General features: G+C 59.5%; 16 protein-coding genes and 1 pseudogene. 10 read left to right on the forward strand and 7 right to left on the reverse strand.

The window, feature by feature from the left end:
* Positions 1-130: 130 nt before the first annotated feature.
* From rsfS to AC1DJO_RS12155, 6 genes are all read left to right on the forward strand, one after another.
* On the forward strand, positions 131-577 hold the full coding sequence (gene rsfS, locus AC1DJO_RS12130) for a ribosome silencing factor (RefSeq protein ID WP_112385950.1): 447 nt from the start codon (positions 131-133) through the stop codon (positions 575-577).
* A gap of 118 nt (positions 578-695) precedes the next feature.
* Positions 696-1,178: a 23S rRNA (pseudouridine(1915)-N(3))-methyltransferase RlmH gene (gene rlmH / locus AC1DJO_RS12135; RefSeq protein WP_310296541.1), complete on the forward strand. Its 483-nt coding sequence runs from the start codon at positions 696-698 to the stop codon at positions 1,176-1,178.
* 129 nt (positions 1,179-1,307) lie between these two features.
* Complete coding sequence (locus AC1DJO_RS12140) at positions 1,308-2,723, forward strand: murein hydrolase activator EnvC family protein (protein WP_477970853.1); 1,416 nt, start codon at positions 1,308-1,310, stop codon at positions 2,721-2,723.
* Positions 2,713-4,035, forward strand: coding sequence for a S41 family peptidase (locus AC1DJO_RS12145; RefSeq protein ID WP_112385952.1), 1,323 nt, complete (start codon positions 2,713-2,715; stop codon positions 4,033-4,035). Before AC1DJO_RS12140 ends, AC1DJO_RS12145 begins: the two co-directional genes overlap by 11 nt.
* Before the next feature lie 79 nt (positions 4,036-4,114).
* A complete protein-coding gene (locus AC1DJO_RS12150; RefSeq protein ID WP_477970707.1) occupies positions 4,115-5,311 on the forward strand; it encodes a divergent polysaccharide deacetylase family protein in 1,197 nt (398 codons plus the stop codon).
* 9 nt (positions 5,312-5,320) lie between these two features.
* A complete protein-coding gene (locus AC1DJO_RS12155; protein WP_477970709.1) occupies positions 5,321-5,851 on the forward strand; it encodes an RNA pyrophosphohydrolase in 531 nt (176 codons plus the stop codon).
* A gap of 241 nt (positions 5,852-6,092) precedes the next feature.
* On the opposite strand, the gene bfr is transcribed toward AC1DJO_RS12155, so the two are convergent.
* The 5 genes and pseudogenes from bfr to AC1DJO_RS12180 all read right to left on the reverse strand — a co-directional run bounded on the left by bfr (position 6,093) and on the right by AC1DJO_RS12180 (position 12,871).
* Positions 6,093-6,584, reverse strand: coding sequence for a bacterioferritin (gene bfr / locus AC1DJO_RS12160; protein ID WP_148194370.1), 492 nt, complete (start codon positions 6,582-6,584; stop codon positions 6,093-6,095).
* The gene (locus tag AC1DJO_RS12165) at positions 6,550-6,942 is read right to left on the reverse strand and encodes a (2Fe-2S)-binding protein (RefSeq protein ID WP_477970711.1); all 393 of its coding nucleotides are present in this window, start codon (positions 6,940-6,942) and stop codon (positions 6,550-6,552) included. The genes bfr and AC1DJO_RS12165 overlap by 35 nt, the downstream gene beginning before the upstream one ends.
* A gap of 91 nt (positions 6,943-7,033) precedes the next feature.
* Positions 7,034-10,489 carry an error-prone DNA polymerase gene (locus AC1DJO_RS12170; RefSeq protein ID WP_477970713.1) on the reverse strand — a complete coding sequence of 1,152 codons (3,456 nt, stop codon included), beginning with the start codon at positions 10,487-10,489 and terminating at the stop codon, positions 7,034-7,036.
* Positions 10,486-12,024 (reverse strand): annotated as a pseudogene (locus tag AC1DJO_RS12175) (Y-family DNA polymerase). Before AC1DJO_RS12175 ends, AC1DJO_RS12170 begins: the two are co-directional and overlap by 4 nt.
* Entirely contained in the window at positions 11,936-12,871 is a 936-nt protein-coding gene (locus AC1DJO_RS12180) for an ImuA family protein (RefSeq protein WP_477970715.1), read from the reverse strand. Before AC1DJO_RS12180 ends, AC1DJO_RS12175 begins: the two are co-directional and overlap by 89 nt.
* A gap of 164 nt (positions 12,872-13,035) precedes the next feature.
* Here AC1DJO_RS12180 and AC1DJO_RS12185 point away from each other — a divergent pair, with 164 nt between their 5' ends.
* Positions 13,036-13,473 carry a metallopeptidase family protein gene (locus tag AC1DJO_RS12185; RefSeq protein ID WP_112385959.1) on the forward strand — a complete coding sequence of 146 codons (438 nt, stop codon included), beginning with the start codon at positions 13,036-13,038 and terminating at the stop codon, positions 13,471-13,473.
* 3 nt (positions 13,474-13,476) lie between these two features.
* Here AC1DJO_RS12185 and AC1DJO_RS12190 read toward each other — a convergent pair whose 3' ends face one another.
* On the reverse strand, positions 13,477-13,683 hold the full coding sequence (locus AC1DJO_RS12190) for a DUF1737 domain-containing protein (RefSeq protein WP_112517868.1): 207 nt from the start codon (positions 13,681-13,683) through the stop codon (positions 13,477-13,479).
* 1 nt (position 13,684) lies between these two features.
* A complete protein-coding gene (locus tag AC1DJO_RS12195) occupies positions 13,685-14,587 on the reverse strand; it encodes an HpcH/HpaI aldolase/citrate lyase family protein (RefSeq protein ID WP_477970717.1) in 903 nt (300 codons plus the stop codon).
* 111 nt (positions 14,588-14,698) lie between these two features.
* Here AC1DJO_RS12195 and AC1DJO_RS12200 point away from each other — a divergent pair, with 111 nt between their 5' ends.
* The 3 genes from AC1DJO_RS12200 to leuD all read left to right on the forward strand — a co-directional run bounded on the left by AC1DJO_RS12200 (position 14,699) and on the right by leuD (position 16,223).
* Complete coding sequence (locus AC1DJO_RS12200; protein WP_112385962.1) at positions 14,699-14,932, forward strand: hypothetical protein; 234 nt, start codon at positions 14,699-14,701, stop codon at positions 14,930-14,932.
* Between the two features lie 127 nt (positions 14,933-15,059).
* The gene (locus tag AC1DJO_RS12205) at positions 15,060-15,479 is read left to right on the forward strand and encodes a VOC family protein (protein WP_477970719.1); all 420 of its coding nucleotides are present in this window, start codon (positions 15,060-15,062) and stop codon (positions 15,477-15,479) included.
* Positions 15,480-15,614: 135 nt separating this feature from the next.
* A complete protein-coding gene (gene leuD / locus AC1DJO_RS12210) occupies positions 15,615-16,223 on the forward strand; it encodes a 3-isopropylmalate dehydratase small subunit (RefSeq protein WP_477941054.1) in 609 nt (202 codons plus the stop codon).
* Positions 16,224-16,272 lie beyond the last annotated feature (49 nt).

The following is a 16,272-nucleotide window of genomic DNA, read 5'->3' on the forward strand; positions in this document are numbered from 1 at the left end:
AAATACCGGCCTGTCATAATTGTTGATCGCGCAGACAAGTCTTCGCGCCATGAAACCACGGCCGTGTCTTGAAAGATTAATTGTTTGATGCCTATCTTAACTATGATTTGGAACGCCCAAATCAGTTGATGTGCATGTCTGTTATTCCAGGAAAGGGAAAGCACTGACAACAGTACACGCCAAGGGAAGAACGCTCGCCGTTATCCCGAAGAGCCCGGAACGTGGCGCCGATGCCGCTGCCCGCGCCCTGCAAGCCGTCCTCGTGAGCCTCGAGGACTCGAAAGCTGAAGATATCGTCACCATCGACATTGCTGGGAAATCTGCGCTGGGCGACCATATGGTCGTTGTCTCAGGGCGATCGACCCGTCATGTCATGGCGATCGCAGACCATCTCCTCTCCGACCTCAAGGACGACGGCTTCGGTGCCGCGCGTGTCGAAGGCCAGGATGCAGGCGATTGGATCCTGATCGACACCGGCGATATCATCGTGCACGTTTTCCGTCCCGAAATCCGTGAGTTCTACAACATCGAAAAGATGTGGGCTGCTCCGGACCTCGACGAGGAAACGCTGCACTAACAGGCGCCACGCCTTCACCGGCGCCTGAGACGCGGCATGCAAGCAAGGCCGGAAACATTGGACACCGGCCAGCAGGCCGGTTTTGCGTTCTTCGGAATGCTGAACAGGAGCGGGTGAGATGCGTATTGGTCTTTTTGCCGTGGGGCGGCTCAAATCCGGCCCGGAGAAGGATCTTGCGGCCCGTTATTTCGACCGTTTTTCCAAGGCGGGCCCGGCGGTCGGCCTCGAATTCTCCCGTGTTGCCGAAGTGGCCGAAAGCCGCGCCTCAAATGCCGAAACGCGCAAGCGCGAGGAGGCGGCGATGCTTTTGAAGACCCTTCCCGAAGGCGGCATCCTCATTCTGCTCGACGAGCGCGGCAAGGCGCTCGACAGCGAGGCTTTCGCCAACACCCTCGGCACCTATCGCGACAATGGCAAACGCGATCTGACGATCGCCATCGGCGGCGCCGACGGGCTGGATCCGGCGCTCTACGACAGGGCCGACATGACGCTCTGTCTCGGCAAGATGACATGGCCTCACCAGATCGTCCGCACCCTGATTGCCGAGCAGCTCTACCGCGCCGTTACCATTCTTTCCGGGCATCCCTATCACCGCGTCTGAGGGTCACGCAGCCGTGTTATCAGGCATGCCGATCTTTCTGGTCAAAGCCGCCAAATCAGCTTAGTCTCCGCGCGATTTTGAGAGTTGCCCCGAACACGCATGACAAGAAGCGCCCGCAAGCGAACGAGCCTGATTTTGCCTCTGCTTGCGGCCGGCATTGTTGCGGCAAATCCGCCTTCCGGCTCGGTGATCGAAGCGCAGGCGCAGGACGCCCCTGTCCAGAATGTGCAGGACGTCGCTCCCGCTGCCGCAGCACCGTCTCCGCAGGCCATCACGCCACCGCCTGACCCCGCCGCCGAGCTGGCGAGGAAGCGCGATGAGACGCGCGCAGAGCTCGATGCGCTATCGAAGACGATCAATCTTTCGTCAGATAAAGTGAACGAGCTTGAGAAGAGCATCGCCGATCTCGACAAGAGCAGTTCGAGCATCCGTCAGGCACTGATCGATTCCGCCGCCCGCCGCAAGATGCTGGAAAAGCAGATCCTCAACAGCGAGAAGAAGCTCGCCGATCTGGGCGTCAAGGAAGACGGCATCCGCCGCTCGCTGCACGACCGCCGCGGACTGCTTGCGGAAGTACTGGCAGCCCTCCAGCGCATGGGCCGCAATCCGCCACCGGCGCTGCTGGTCACTCCCGACGACGCCCTCGCTTCGGTTCGCAGCGCCATCCTGCTCGGTGCTGTCGTGCCGGGAATGCGCAAGGAAACCGATAGGTTGACGGCCGATCTCAACAATCTCGCAGCCCTGCAGACCGCAAGCGCCAAGGAGCGCGCCGGTCTGACGGCGACGATGACCAACAGCATCGAGGAGGAGCGCCGTATGGATCTCCTGCTCGCCGAAAACGACAAGCACAGCCGCAGCAGCGCTGCCGAACTCGACGCCGAAAAGAAGCGCTCGGAGGAGTTGGCAGGAAAGGCGACGACGCTGGAAGGCCTCGTCGCCTCGATGGAATCGGAAATCTCTTCCGTGCGCGAAGCTGCCCAAGCGGCACGGCGCGAAGAGGAAAATCGCAAGCTCCTGACCGACGAGCAGCGGGCCCAGGCGAAGGCCCTGGCGGACAGCGGAGTGCCCGATAAAAACCGCATTGCGCCCGCATATCCGTTCGGAGAATTGAAGGCGAAATTGGAGCTGCCCGTAGCGGGCGATATTCTGCGTCAGTTTGGCGATGCCGACGGCACCGGCCACGAGGCGATGGGCATGACGCTGGCGACCAATCCGGACTCGGTGGTCACCGCACCTGCCGACGGACTGGTGGTTTTTGCCGGCGCTTTCCGCAGCTACGGCCAGATGATCATTCTCGATACAGGCGACGGATACCACCTCGTTCTATCCGGCATGGACACGATCAGCACCCGCCAGGGCAAGTTCGTTTTTGCCGGTGAACCGCTTGCGGCAATGGGCGCGAAAAGAGTGGCAAGCGCGACAGCATTGGCGCTGGAAACAAACCGGCCAACGCTTTACATTGAATTTCGAAAGGACGGTAAACCGGTCGATTCCCGGCCGTGGTGGACCGCCAAAGACACTGGAAAGGCACGCAATGATTCGTAGGGCTTCTCTTGTTCTGGTCGGCGCATTGATGGGTGCGACCGCGATGAGCGTCATTTATTCGGCCGGCGTGCCTGCCGAGGCGGCCGGTGCTTCCACCTACAAGGAGCTCTCGGTATTCGGCGATGTCTTCGAACGTGTCCGCGCCCAGTACGTGACGCCGCCGGCTGAAGACAAGCTGATCGAAAATGCCATCAACGGCATGCTCTCCTCGCTCGACCCGCATTCCAGCTACATGAATGCCAAGGACGCCGAGGATATGAGCACCCAGACGAAGGGTGAGTTCGGCGGCCTCGGCATCGAAGTGACGATGGAAGACGAACTCGTCAAGGTCATCACCCCGATCGACGACACGCCTGCTGCCAAGGCCGGTGTTCTCGCCGGTGACTATATTTCCGAGATCGATGGCCAGTCCGTTCGCGGCCTGAAGCTCGAAGACGCCGTCGAGAAGATGCGCGGCGCCATCAACACCCCGATCAAGCTGACGCTGATCCGCAAGGGCGCCGACAAGCCGATCGAACTGACGATCGTTCGCGATGTCGTTGCCGTCCAGGCCGTGAAGTCCCGCGTCGAGGATGATGTTGGCTATCTGCGCATCATCTCCTTCACCGAGAAGACCTATCCGGATCTCGAGAAGGCGATCACCAAGATCAAGGAAACCGTTCCTGCCGACAAGCTCAAGGGTTATGTCCTCGACCTGCGTCTTAACCCGGGCGGTCTGCTCGATCAGGCGATCAAGGTATCGGACGCCCTGCTGCAGCGCGGCGAGGTGGTGTCCACCCGCGGCCGCAATCCGGATGAAACCCGCCGCTTCAATGCCGGCCCGGGCGATCTGACGGATGGCAAGCCGGTTGTCGTGCTGATCAACGGCGGCTCGGCCTCGGCTTCGGAAATCGTAGCCGGCGCTCTGCAGGATCTGCGCCGTGCGACCATCCTTGGCACCCGTTCCTTCGGCAAGGGATCCGTCCAGACGATCATCCCGCTTGGCGAAAACGGCGCGCTGCGCCTGACGACGGCGCTCTACTATACGCCGTCGGGCCGCTCGATCCAGGGCACCGGTATCACACCTGATATCAAGGTCGAAGAGCCGCTCCCTGATGATCTGAAGGGCAAGATGGTAACCGAGGGCGAATCCAGCCTGCGCGGCCACATCAAGGGCCAGAGCGAGACGGATGAAGGCTCTGGCTCGGTCGCCTATGTGCCGCCGGATCCGAAGGACGACGTCCAGCTGAACTATGCGCTTGATCTGCTTCGCGGCAAGAAGACCGATCCGGCCTTCCCGCCGAACCCGGACAAGGCGGTTTCCGCAAAGTAATTGAGAAAATGCATCAGGCCGGAGTAACATCCGGCCTGATGATTCTGACTGTTTCCCGGTTTTGGGGCGGGCGAGGAAATTGGGAACGGATTTGCATGCACCACTCGGCCAGAACCGTAAACCTGGCCCGAAGCGGCCAGGTATCCTGCGAATCGGCCGGATCATCGCCAGCCTTTGCCTGATCGGCATCGGCGGCTTTTCCCTCTATACGGCAATGCGCGATGACGGCCTGCAACAGCCGAAATCGGCGCCCGAAACGAAAGCGGCTTCACCCGCCACAGATGCGGTCCCGATACCAGCCACATCGGATCAATCGGCTGCTAACGGCATGACACGCTCCGATCCGCACTCCGGCGCCAATGTCGAGAAAATGGTGACGGGTGACGGCTCTGTCGTCACCAAATACAGTCCACGCCCGCGTGACGGCGACGGCCCGGCTCTGATCGACGCGACCCAGGTCGGTCAGGATCCGCGCATGGCCGCCATGCCGAATGACAGCCTTCTGGAAGACTCGCCCTTCGGCCGTCTGCCCATCGTCGGCCCCGATGGCCGCAGGCCGATGGATCAATATGCCCGGCCTTGGTCCGGCGCCCGCGGTACTCGTATTGCCATTGTCGTCAGCGGCCTTGGTCTCAGCCAGACGGGCACGCAGCGCGCCATCAAGGAACTGCCCGAGGAAATCACATTCGCCTTCGCGGCCAGCGGCAACAGCCTGCAGCGCTGGATGCAGGACGCGCGGCGAGGTGGGCACGAAATCCTCATGCAGGTGCCGCTAGAACCATTTGATTACCCGGCGAACGATCCCGGCCCGGAAACGCTGCTGACGTCGAAATCGCCAGCCAAGAATGTCGAGAACCTACATCGCGCCATGGGGGAGATCACCAATTACACCGGCATCATGAATTATCAGGGCGGCCGTTTCCTCTCCAATCCGGATGCGATGGAGCCCGTGATGCGAGATATCGGCAAGCGCGGCCTGCTGTTCCTCGATGACGGTTCCTCAGCGCAATCGAAGACCGAAGCCGTCGCCAGGGGAACCGAGCTCCCCTATGCATTTGCCGATCTGCAGCTTGACGGCCAGCTCGATGTCAACGCCATCATGCAGAAACTTGACGAGCTCGAACGCATCGCCAAGCGCAATGGCCAGGCGATCGGCGTTGCCTCTGCCTTCGACGAAAGCATTGACGCCATCTCCAAGTGGAGCGAAGAAGCCGCCATGCGCGGCATCGAGATCGTCGGTGTCGCCGCGCTGGCAAACGACCCGAAAAAGCCCTGAGGAAACCTGATGACCAAGGCGCCGATCACCGCAGACGACCTGCCCTACCGCCCCTGCGTGGGCGTGATGATCCTCAATCGCGAGGGCCTGGTTTGGGCCGGGCGGCGCATTCCGATCGGCAATTCAGAATATGACGGCTCGGCGCAGCTCTGGCAGATGCCGCAGGGCGGCATCGACAAGGGCGAGGATCCGCTGGAGGCTGCCTATCGCGAGCTCTATGAAGAGACCGGTATAAAAACCGTCTCCCTGCTCGGCGAGGCGAAGGATTGGATTAATTACGACCTGCCGCCGCACCTGATTGGTATCGGCCTGAAGGGCAAGTTTCGCGGCCAGACCCAGCGCTGGTTCGCCTTCCGCTTCGAAGGCGACGACAGCGAGATCGCCATCAACCCGCCGCCGGGCGGGCATGAGCCGGAATTCGATGCCTGGGAATGGAAGCCGATGGCCGACCTGCCGGATCTGATCGTGACCTTCAAGCGTAAGGTCTATGAACAGGTCGTTGCCGAATTCTCGCATCTCGCAGGATTGGTCGCGGAATAGGGAGCACAGGCCGCGCAATGCTTCTCAAGAGGATTCGCCTGCGTCGGCAGCGGTGCGACACATCGCGCTCATCGCCAAGATCGCAGCAGCGCGGAAGCATAAACGGCGCCGGCAATCTGATGGAAAGCCGTTGCAGCTCCAGCAAAGTCTATGAGTATCCCGGCCGGGAAGTAGCAAACCCCGCCAGAAGCTGGCGGGGTTCGTCATTATCCGATAGCCGCTTTCGCGGCCGTTCCTGAGCTCAGTGACCTTCCGCGTCGTTGGCGGAATCGGCATTCAACTGGCCATACTTGGCTTCGCCGATCTTTCCGAGCAATTCGAGCTGGGTTTCGAGGAAATCGATATGGCCTTCCTCGTCCATCAGCAGCTCTTCGAACAGCTTCATGGAGACGTAGTCGCCGGCGTCATGACAGATGTCGCGGGATTTCTTGTAGGCCGTGCGGGCGTCATACTCGCCAGCAAGATCGGCTTCCAGCACTTCCTTGACATTCTGGCCGATGCGAAGCGGCGCCAGTGTCTGGAGGTTGGGATGGCCTTCGAGAAAGATGATGCGTGCGACGAGACGGTCGGCGTGATGCATCTCTTCGATGGATTCGGCCCGTTCCTTCTTGGCAAGCTTGGTGTAGCCCCAATCTTCGAGAAGGCGGTAGTGAACCCAATACTGGTTGACTGCACCGAGTTCGAGGAACAGTGCCTCGTTAAGCCGCTCGATGACTTTTTTGTCGCCTTTCAATGTCCGCTCTCCTGTTTTCTTCATGGAAATTCTTCAGGCGGGACATGAAATCAAATATTTCGGCTTCCGTCGAGTGGCGACGGGCGTGATAGTCCTCGGTGGTCTGGATGATGATATCAACGACATTGGGGAAGCAACCGCAGCAGCGGCCGCGCTTCTCCATGGCGTGATAGACTTTCGCAGGCACGATAAGCTGCCAACAGTCCTCATCGAGAAGGCTGTTGATAACCTCCCGGATTTCTTTGTCGGTTATGTAATTGCAGCTGCAGACGAGCACGTCATCATTCCAAACATGACATTCACTATCGTGTTTTCTGCTAAAGAAGATGGTGGCTGTCAAGAAAAAATCGACACCCATAAACCTTCGTCGAAGACCCAAAATGTCACATCGGCGTGAGCGAAAGGCGGCGCTCCGGCATATCGATTTGTTCTTGCAGGATTTTCCGGCTTCAATGAAAATTGCGCCCCCGCGGCATCACTTTGGCAGTTTCTCCGGTGGCTGGCTCCCGCGTCCGGTCAAGCATCCGTTTTTCCAAGGCCGCCCGTTCGAGATTGGTCATGATCTTCCTCTGCCGTTGATCGACAGTCGGCCGCAACGCTTCATCCGAGCGGTCGCTGGCGCCGAAACGCCGCGCTTCCTGCTGCAGAATACCGAGAGCCGGCGTCATGTCCTCGATATGCTCGACAACGGTATGAATAACGCCGCTCTGGCTTTGCAGCTTTCCACGGATGCGCACCAGCCGCGCACCCATGACGATGGCACGATACTTCTCGAAAACCGCTGGCCAGACGATGGCATTGGCCACCCCTGTCTCATCCTCCAGCGTCATGAAGACGACGCCCTTGGCAGAGCCCGGGCGCTGACGGACAAGGACCAGACCTGCGATTGTCACGCGGCGGCCGTTCTCGACCTGCAGCAGGTCGACATTGCGCCAGATGCCTGTCTTGCGGAACTCCTCGCGCAGGAACGAGACCGGATGCGCCTTTAGCGACAGGGACAGATAGCGGTAATCCTCGATGACCTGCTCTCCAGGCAGCATTTCAGGCAGGTTTGTCTCCGGTTCGATCTGAAGATCATCTTCAGTTGCACGGTCGAACAGCGGCAACCTCTCCGCCGCGCTCTGCGCATCCAGAGCCCGAACAGCCCAGAGCGCCTCACGCCGCGAAAGCCCGATGGATCCGAAGGCATCAGCATCGGCAAGCCGCTCGATATCGGTTTTCTTCAGGCCTGATCGCCGCCAGAGATCGTGGATCGAACGATAGCCCCCGTCGCGCTGCGCCACCAGCCTCCGCATCGCATCTTCCGAAAGGCCTTTTATCTGCCGGAATCCGAGCCGAACGGCCCGCTTGGATCGAATGACGCTGCGCATCTCGGCATGACGAAAATCGATCCGCCGCCGATCGAAAACCGCCTCCTCCAAGAGACAATCCCAATCCGAGCGATTGATATCGGCTTCGCGGATCTCGACACCATGCTCCCGTGCATCCCGCACCAGCTGTGCCGGTGCATAGAACCCCATCGGCTGAGAGTTCAGCATCGCCGCGCAGAAAACGTCAGGATAATAAGCCTTCATCCACGAGGAGGCGTAAACGAGCAGGGCAAAGGAGGCCGCATGGCTTTCAGGGAAGCCGTACTCCCCAAAACCCTTGATCTGGTTGAAGCACTGCTCTGCAAATTCCTTGGGATAAGTCTTGGCAACCATTCCCTCGATGAACCGGCTTTCGAAGTTCCCGATCGTTCCTGTGCGCTTGAACGTCGCCATGGCTCGCCGCAGCTTGTCTGCTTCAGCCGGTTTGAAGCCCGCCGCAGTGATGGCGATCTGCATCGCCTGTTCCTGAAACAGCGGAACGCCGAGCGTTCTCTCCAGCACCGGTTTCAGCTCTTCGCTTGGATACTCGATCTTGACGCCGCTTTTGAACTGCTCGCGCCGCTTGAGATAGGGATGCACCATATTGCCCTGGATCGGCCCCGGCCGGACGATCGCCACTTCGATGACGAGATCATAGAACCGGTCTGGCCTCAGCCGCGGCAGCATGCTCATCTGTGCCCGGCTCTCGATCTGGAAGACACCGAGCGTATCGGCCCGGCACATCATCTCATAGACGGGCCTGCCCTCATCGCCATGTTCCCTGTTGCCGAGATCGGCAAGGGTCTTCCTGACCTCATAGTGATCCTCAAGAAGCGTGAAAGCCTTGCGCAGGCAGGTCAGCATGCCGAGCGCCAGGACATCCACTTTCAGTATCCGGACATTGTCGAGGTCATCCTTGTCCCACTCGATCATATAGCGGCCGGGCATCGCCGTTTTCATGATCGGCACGATTTCGTCGAGCCGGTCACGCGTGATGACGAAGCCGCCGACATGCTGGGTCAGGTGCCGCGGAAAGGACAGAAGCTCGGAGGCATATTGCAGCACATTCCGGGTCATCGGATCGAACATGTCGAGACCGGCAGCCTTCGCCTCGCGCTCGGAGAGGCTATCGTCCGACCATCCCCAGACCAGGCTACCGATTGCAGACTGCACGTCTTCGGAAAGCCCGAAAGCCTTCGCCACTTCGCGCCCTGCCGAGCGCGTCCGGTAGGTGGTCACCCCCGCCGTCAACCCGGCGTGGTTTCGTCCATAGGCCTCGTAGATGAACTGGATGACTTCTTCGCGCCTGTCATGTTCGAAATCGACATCGATATCCGGTGGTTCGTCACGATCCATGGAAATGAACCGGTCGAAGAGCAGGGTACTTTTTTTAGGATCGACTTCCGTGATCTCCAGACAATAGCAGATGACCGAATTAGCCGCCGAGCCTCGTCCCTGGCAGAGGATATTCCTCTGGTAGCGTGCGTAATGAACGATCCTGTGAACCGTCAGAAAGTAGGCCGCATAGTCTTTCTGTCTGACCAGATCGAGCTCGTAGTCGATCTGTTCCTGGATTTTTTCCGGCACCGCTTCTGGATGATACCGCTTGATCGCGCCCGCCCGCGTCAGCCGGTCCAGCGTCTCATATGCCGTTTCCCCAGGCGCATTTTCTGCCGGATAGTTATGGCTGATCTCGTTCAGGGAAAATTCCAGCCCGGCAAAGAACCTGCCGGTATTCTCGATCGCCTCGGGATAGTTTCTGAAGAGCCGCGACATCTCGCGGCTCTCCTTGAGATAACGCTCGGCGTTTGGGGCGAGAAGAAAGCCAGCCTTGGGGATGGCCACGTGCTCGCGAATGGCCGTCACGACATCGGACAGGGGTCTGCGGGTTCTGTCGTGATAGAGGGGCTGATTGGTCGCGATCAACGGAACACGGTTTTCCGCCGCCACATTCGCGAAAGTCGCAAATGTCAGCGCATCATGGCCGTTATAGGAAGGGGTCAGGGCCAGAAACAGGTTTGCACCAAACCGTTCCTTGAGGCGCCCGAGGCAATCTGAAAACTGATCCCTGCGGGCAGAGGCATTGAGAATGGCGGGGGAAGGAACGGCAGCCAGCATCATGCAGTCGCCCCATTCCATCATATCCGCCTCCTCCAGCAGACACGTCCCTTTGACAGAACCGTCCTTCAGGTTTCCGGCGCTCAGAAGCCGGCAGAGATGCGCCCAGCCCTGCCGGTTCTTGGGATAGGCCAGGATGTCGGGCGTCTGATCACAAAAGACCAGACGAGCGCCTGGCTGGAAAGGAACTGGCTGCAGAATGTCCTCCGCCTTCTCATCCTTTTCCAGCTTGCCGGTCAGCTTCCGCTCATACTTTCCGCGGAAAACCTTCGTCTGGGCATAGGCGCGCACGACACCGGCGACTGAATTCCGGTCAGCGATCCCGATGCCGGAAAGGCCGAGAATGGCCGCCTGAGTGACGATCTCCTCGGGCCTGGAAGCCCCTTCCAGGAAGGAGAAGTTCGTTCTCGCGCCGATTTCGAAAAAGGCCGGTGTCATGCGAAAACTCCATGCATGAACCATTGCGGCATATCCGGTCCGTAGTGACCTTCGCGATAGATCCAGAAGCGATAGCCTTGCTCGTCCTCGACGCTGAAATAATCACGCTCCTTGGCATCCACACCATCGATCCACCATTCCATGGCGATCCGCTCCGGCCCTTCGCTTTTCAGGATGCGGTGCCGGATACGCCGCCAGCGAAAATACGCCGGAGCTCCGTCAGGCACCTCGGCAGCAAAAGCCTCCATCGGTTCGGGCATGGCAAGCAGGCGAACGGGTCTATCGCCCCTTGCCATCGGAGCGGCCAGCTCCCGGGGCGATTTGTTCAAGGTCTCGATCGCCGGAACGGCAAAGACTGCACGTTCCGGAACGTGACTTTCACGCTGTTCAAAACGGATCAGGCATTCCTCGCCAAGACGGGCCGAAACCTTGTCCACGAACCCGGCAAGCGAGATCGCCGTCTGCCGTTCTCCCTCGAAATCATCCTGTTCGTTTTGGAAGTTTTCATGCCTGAGAACATTGATCCGCAGGATCTCGAAACCATAGCCGGCATCGAGATCATCGTGAATTGCTGTCAGCCGCTCGCAGAACAGGCTGGCAATGCGCTGCGGATCACGCAACGGCCGGGAGGTACCGGCAGAAATTCGAAAGACGCAGCCATCCACCCGGAACAGCACCAGTTCGAAGACCCTTCCGCCGATGCCTTGCGTCTCAAGCGAAGGCTGCAACGCATGCGCAACCTGACCTGCAAGAAGGAGAATGTCCTCTTCGGCCGTGATCGCCTCGGCAAGCCGCCGCTCTGCCGAAAGGCTTGCAACGGGCAGACGAGGGGATACCGGCTATTCATCCAGGCCCAGCGCCTGATCAAGCCGCAAAAGAACAAGTGCGCCGAAGCGGCGGGTGAGCGGCGCGCGCGGCGCCTGCATGAGGTCGCCGATATAGCGGAGACCGAGTTTCTGCAGGGCCGCAACGACAGGCGCATCAAGGCGGAGCGCAGTGACCGGCAGAGGTTCGAGAACTGCAACCGCCTCATCCTCTGCAATCACCCCGCCTTCGCCGAAACGGCTGACTGCCCAGGATAGCCCGGGCGACGAGGAAATCGCACCACCCACATCCAGGCCCATCTGATGGAGCCGCAAGAGGATATCCTTCAGCATCGCCCTTTCGCCGCCGAAAAGATGAGAGCAGCCGGTAATATCGAGAAACAGCCCGTCCTTGCCGTCGAGGGCGACCAGCGGCGTGTAGCGGTCGCACCAGTCGGCGATCGCATCCAGCAAGCGCCGGTCGGCAGCAGCATCTTCCTCGATGACATCGATGACCGGGTGAATGGCGCGAGCTTCGGCAACGCCAAGCCCTTTCCTGAGGCCGAGTTTCTCAGCCTTTTCGTCGAGTGCCGTCAGCCGCATCGTATTGTCGGACCGGCCCGAGCAGACGATCGGTGCCGCGTCAGGACGCCCTTTCGAACGCCACGAGAGACCCCATCTCTTGCGGGCGATCCTGTCCGTGGAGAGATGCGGAAAATGCAGCGCCAGAATGCGCTGCGAGCTCGCCTGGAAAGCGAGTGACGGCTGATTGTTCGACGGGGAGAAACTGGCGGTCATGGGGGTTCCACTCCAGGAAGAGGGAGAGGGGGGCCGGATTGCGGCTCTTCTCCAGGGTGAGATGAAAAACCGGATTGCCGATGCTGCCGCCCAGCATCGAACCATCCGGCAGAGGCCGTTCCCGCGCGGGCGCAGGTTCGGCAAGAAAGCGGACATGGGCACTGCTTGCCTCTTCCTCCCCTGATTGCCGCAGCAGCAGGAGAGAGCGGCCAGCCGATTTTGCCCTGAGATGAAAGCGCCGGCTTTCGGTCAGGCCGAAGGATTTTGGATTGCCGCGAATTTCCAGGATCGTCGTGATGAAAGCACCGCTTTCCAGAGCCGTCTCCGCAAGCCAGAGGGCATCCTCCAGCCTGCGCGGACTTGCCTGCAGAAACAGCTCCGGCCGTAATCCGAAATCCTTGAGCCCCACAGCATAGGGCACACCGGCCTCGATCGATCCGACCTTGTCGGCGATCCAGAGAACGGGATTTTTTTCCTCTGCCCGATGCTGCAGCGCTGCCGCGAGCGCCAGAGCAAAGCCGCTGCTGACGCCCGCATCACGAAACATCCGGGTGCGGATTTCAATCAAGGCATCGAGCGGCAAGCCGCCTTCGAGGGCTTCGTCCAGCTGAGGAACGCCGAAGGAGAATTGTGGTGCCTTCTCCCTCTTTCGTGGCGCATTTCCGGCAGCCACAGCTTCCTGCTCCGCTGCCGCAAGCGCCGGAACCGGTTTACCCTCAAGCTTCGCAATGGTTTCGCGGAGCGCAAAAAGCCGCTCGCGCGTCACGGCCGTCTGTGCCATGACGTTCACTCCAAGTCAGAATTGTTCCTGTTATGTTCTTATGGATTCCAGAGCTGTCGGGAAGAGTCAACAGCCATTTGATGTGAATTTATTCCTGCCGTTGATTCCACACTCGAAAATCCTTCGCAAAGGTTCTATATGGGCGGCAAAGAAAGGGGTTTTGGATGGCCCGCATAGACCAGAGCGAGGATTGGCGTGATCGCCATGCACCGACGCTCAGCTCATTTGAATCACTGGCGATGGAGGCCTACAGCCACCTGCCGGACGAATTTCGTTCTCTGACCGCCAATCTGACGATCGAGATCGAAGATTTTCCCGATGATGACGTTTTCGAGGATATGGCGCTGGAAACGCCCTTCGATCTGCTCGGCCTTTTCGAGGGCCGGGGCATTTCGGAACGGTTCACGATGGAAACCGGCGAACTGCCGAACCGCATCCGCCTCTACCGCCGTCCGATCCTCGATTACTGGGCCGAGAACGACGAAACGCTCGGCGATATCATCACCCACGTCCTCATCCACGAAATCGGCCACCACTTCGGCCTCAGCGATGACGACATGGAGCGGATCGAAGAAAGCGCCGAAGAAGCAGCCGACCGATAGATTTTACTGCTCGGAGAGCTTCATATCCGGGTGGTAGTCCTTGCCTTCGACGTCCTTGACGATCGCCTGGGCGGCGATGACCTGCTTGGTCTCGGCGTTGAAGGTGACCGAGGGAGAGCCCTGCAGCGACCAGCCCTTGTTGAGGGCATCGGTGACGCGATGGCAGAAGGCGGCATCGTCCTGGCCGGTCAGAAGGCGGTAAAGCTTCATGTCATGATTTCCGTTCAGCAATGAGGCGGGATTTATGAACCAGACTTTCGGCCTGGACAAGATGCAGGCGCTCGATCATCCGGCCGTTTGAATTGATGACGTTGATGCCATCGGTCGCAGGATCGGCAAAGGCGGCGATGATCTCCTCGGCTTCGCGGATTGCCGCCTCACCAGGCGCAAAATGCCGGTTGGCGGCATCGATCTGCGCCGGATGGATCAGCATCTTGCCGTCGAAGCCCATAGCCCGTGCTTGGGCGCATTCGGCGTCGAAAGCATCCGCATCCCTGAAATCGTTGAAGACGCTGTCGATCGCATCGAGGCCGTAAGCCCTGACGGCGAGGATCACCTGCATCAGCCACGGCACCAGATAGGTGCGTCCCGGCTGCGGCAACACGCCGGTTTCCTTGCGCAGGTCGTTGAGGCCGACGACGAAACAATCGAGCCTCGAGCCGGCGGTGCGCCCGAATTCGGCGATCGCCGCGCTGTTCAGGATACCCCGCGGCGTCTCGATCATCGCCCAGATCCGCAGCGTCTCGGAGGCATCGGCATCGCCTAGCATGTCGCTGACCGCCATCACATCCTGCGGCTCATCGACCTTCGGCAGGAGCACCGCATCCGGCTCCAGCGCCCGAACAAGCTCCATGTCGGCAAGGCAGAAGCCGGAGGAGAGGGCATTGATGCGGATGATCTTTTCTTTGCGCTTAAGCGCCGGTCCAGCAAAGAAAGCCTTCAGGTTTTGCCGCGCCTCATCCTTCTTTTCCGGTGCAACCGAATCTTCCAGATCGAAGATCACTGCATCGCAATCCAGCACATGGGTCTTCTCCAGCGCGCGGGCATTGATCGCGGGAACGCTCAGCACAGAACGGCGCAGAGTAAAGGAACGGGCAGGGGAATTTCGGCTCATCACGAATGTGTGCCAAGCTTTGTGAAGGCTGACAAGACAACAAAAAGCCATGCTTGCCTTGCAAGGAGGGAAATCAAGGACCACATTCCTTTCGAAGAGAGGTCTAGAATTATGCAGAATATCCGTTCCATCTTCCTCATGCTGGCAGGCGTCACCGTATTCGTGGCGCTGGCGCTGTTCACCTTCTCGGTCACGCTCGCCGTCGGCGGCATCCTGACCGTGCTGATGGTTGGTCGTGCAATGTCGCTGAAGATGAAACCGGCTCCGGTGCGCGCCAAGGCCCAAACCCAGCAGCGCGAAATGCGCATCTGGAACGATGGCCGCGGCACGATCATCGATCTCTGATTTCAGAGCCAGCTTAAGCCCTTCACGAAAAATTCCTCAGGGCGCTGTCGGCGCGCATGTGATTTCTACGTCCTTGAGACGGACGGCTACGATGCCGGACCTTCAAAATCAAGAGACGGAGGAAAGAATGAGCACGACGGAAAACGCACCCGCCAAGATGCCGCCGGTCAAGAATGGCCTGCTGCCCTATCTGACTGTGGATGGCGCCCTCAAGGCTGCGGATTTTTACAAGAAGGCATTCGGCGCCGAAGAAGCCTATGTCGTTCCGGCCGACGAAAAGGGCCGGACGATGCATGTACATATCTACATCAATGGCAGCTCGCTGATGCTGTCGGATGCCTATCCCGAATATGGCCATCCCTTCAAAGGTCATGAAGGCTTCGCCATCCAGCTCGTCATCGATGATATCGATGCCTGGTGGAACCGAGCCGTTGCCGCCGGCGCCGAAGTCATCATGCCCATCGAACTGATGTTCTGGGGCGACCGTTACGGCCAGTTGCGCGATCCTTTCGGTGTCATCTGGGGTCTGAACGAGGCATCGAAATAGCCGCCCAAGCGACCCGGCAGGCTGCGCGAAACGCCGCGCAGCCGCCACTTTGGAAAGATTCTCCTTCATTTCGGCAAAAAACTGGACTAGATGCTGATCAACGAAAGTACATCCGCTGAATTTGGAGCCTAGGTCATGGATAAATTCGTGAAGCTCACCGGCGTTGCCGCGCCCTTGCCCGTCGTCAACATCGACACGGACATGATCATCCCGAAGGATTATCTGAAGACCATCAAGCGCACCGGCCTCGGTACCGGCCTCTTCGCCGAAGCCCGCTACAACGAAGACGGCTCGGAAAATGCCGATTTTGTGCTGAACAAGGCCGCTTACCGCGATGCTAAGATCCTGGTTGCCGGCGATAATTTCGGCTGCGGCTCTTCGCGCGAACACGCCCCGTGGGCGCTGCTCGACTTCGGCATCCGCTGCGTCATCTCCACCAGCTTCGCCGACATTTTCTACAACAACTGCTTCAAGAACGGCATCCTGCCGATCAAGGTCAGCCAGGAAGACCTCGACAAGCTGATGGACGACGCGTCGCGCGGCTCCAACGCCATTCTGACCGTCGACCTGGAAAATCTTGAGATCACCGGCCCGGATGGCGGCTCGATAAAGTTCGATCTGGACGCGTTCAAGCGCCACTGCCTGCTGAACGGTCTCGACGATATCGGCCTGACGATGGAAAAGAGCAAGGCGATCGACAGCTTCGAAAAGCAGAACAGCGCTTCGCGCCCCTGGGCCGCCTGAGGCATCGGAAACGACGGACAAAAAAGCCGGGCTCTCGCCCGGCTTTTTC

This window comes from Rhizobium sp. 05N430, assembly GCF_056396985.1.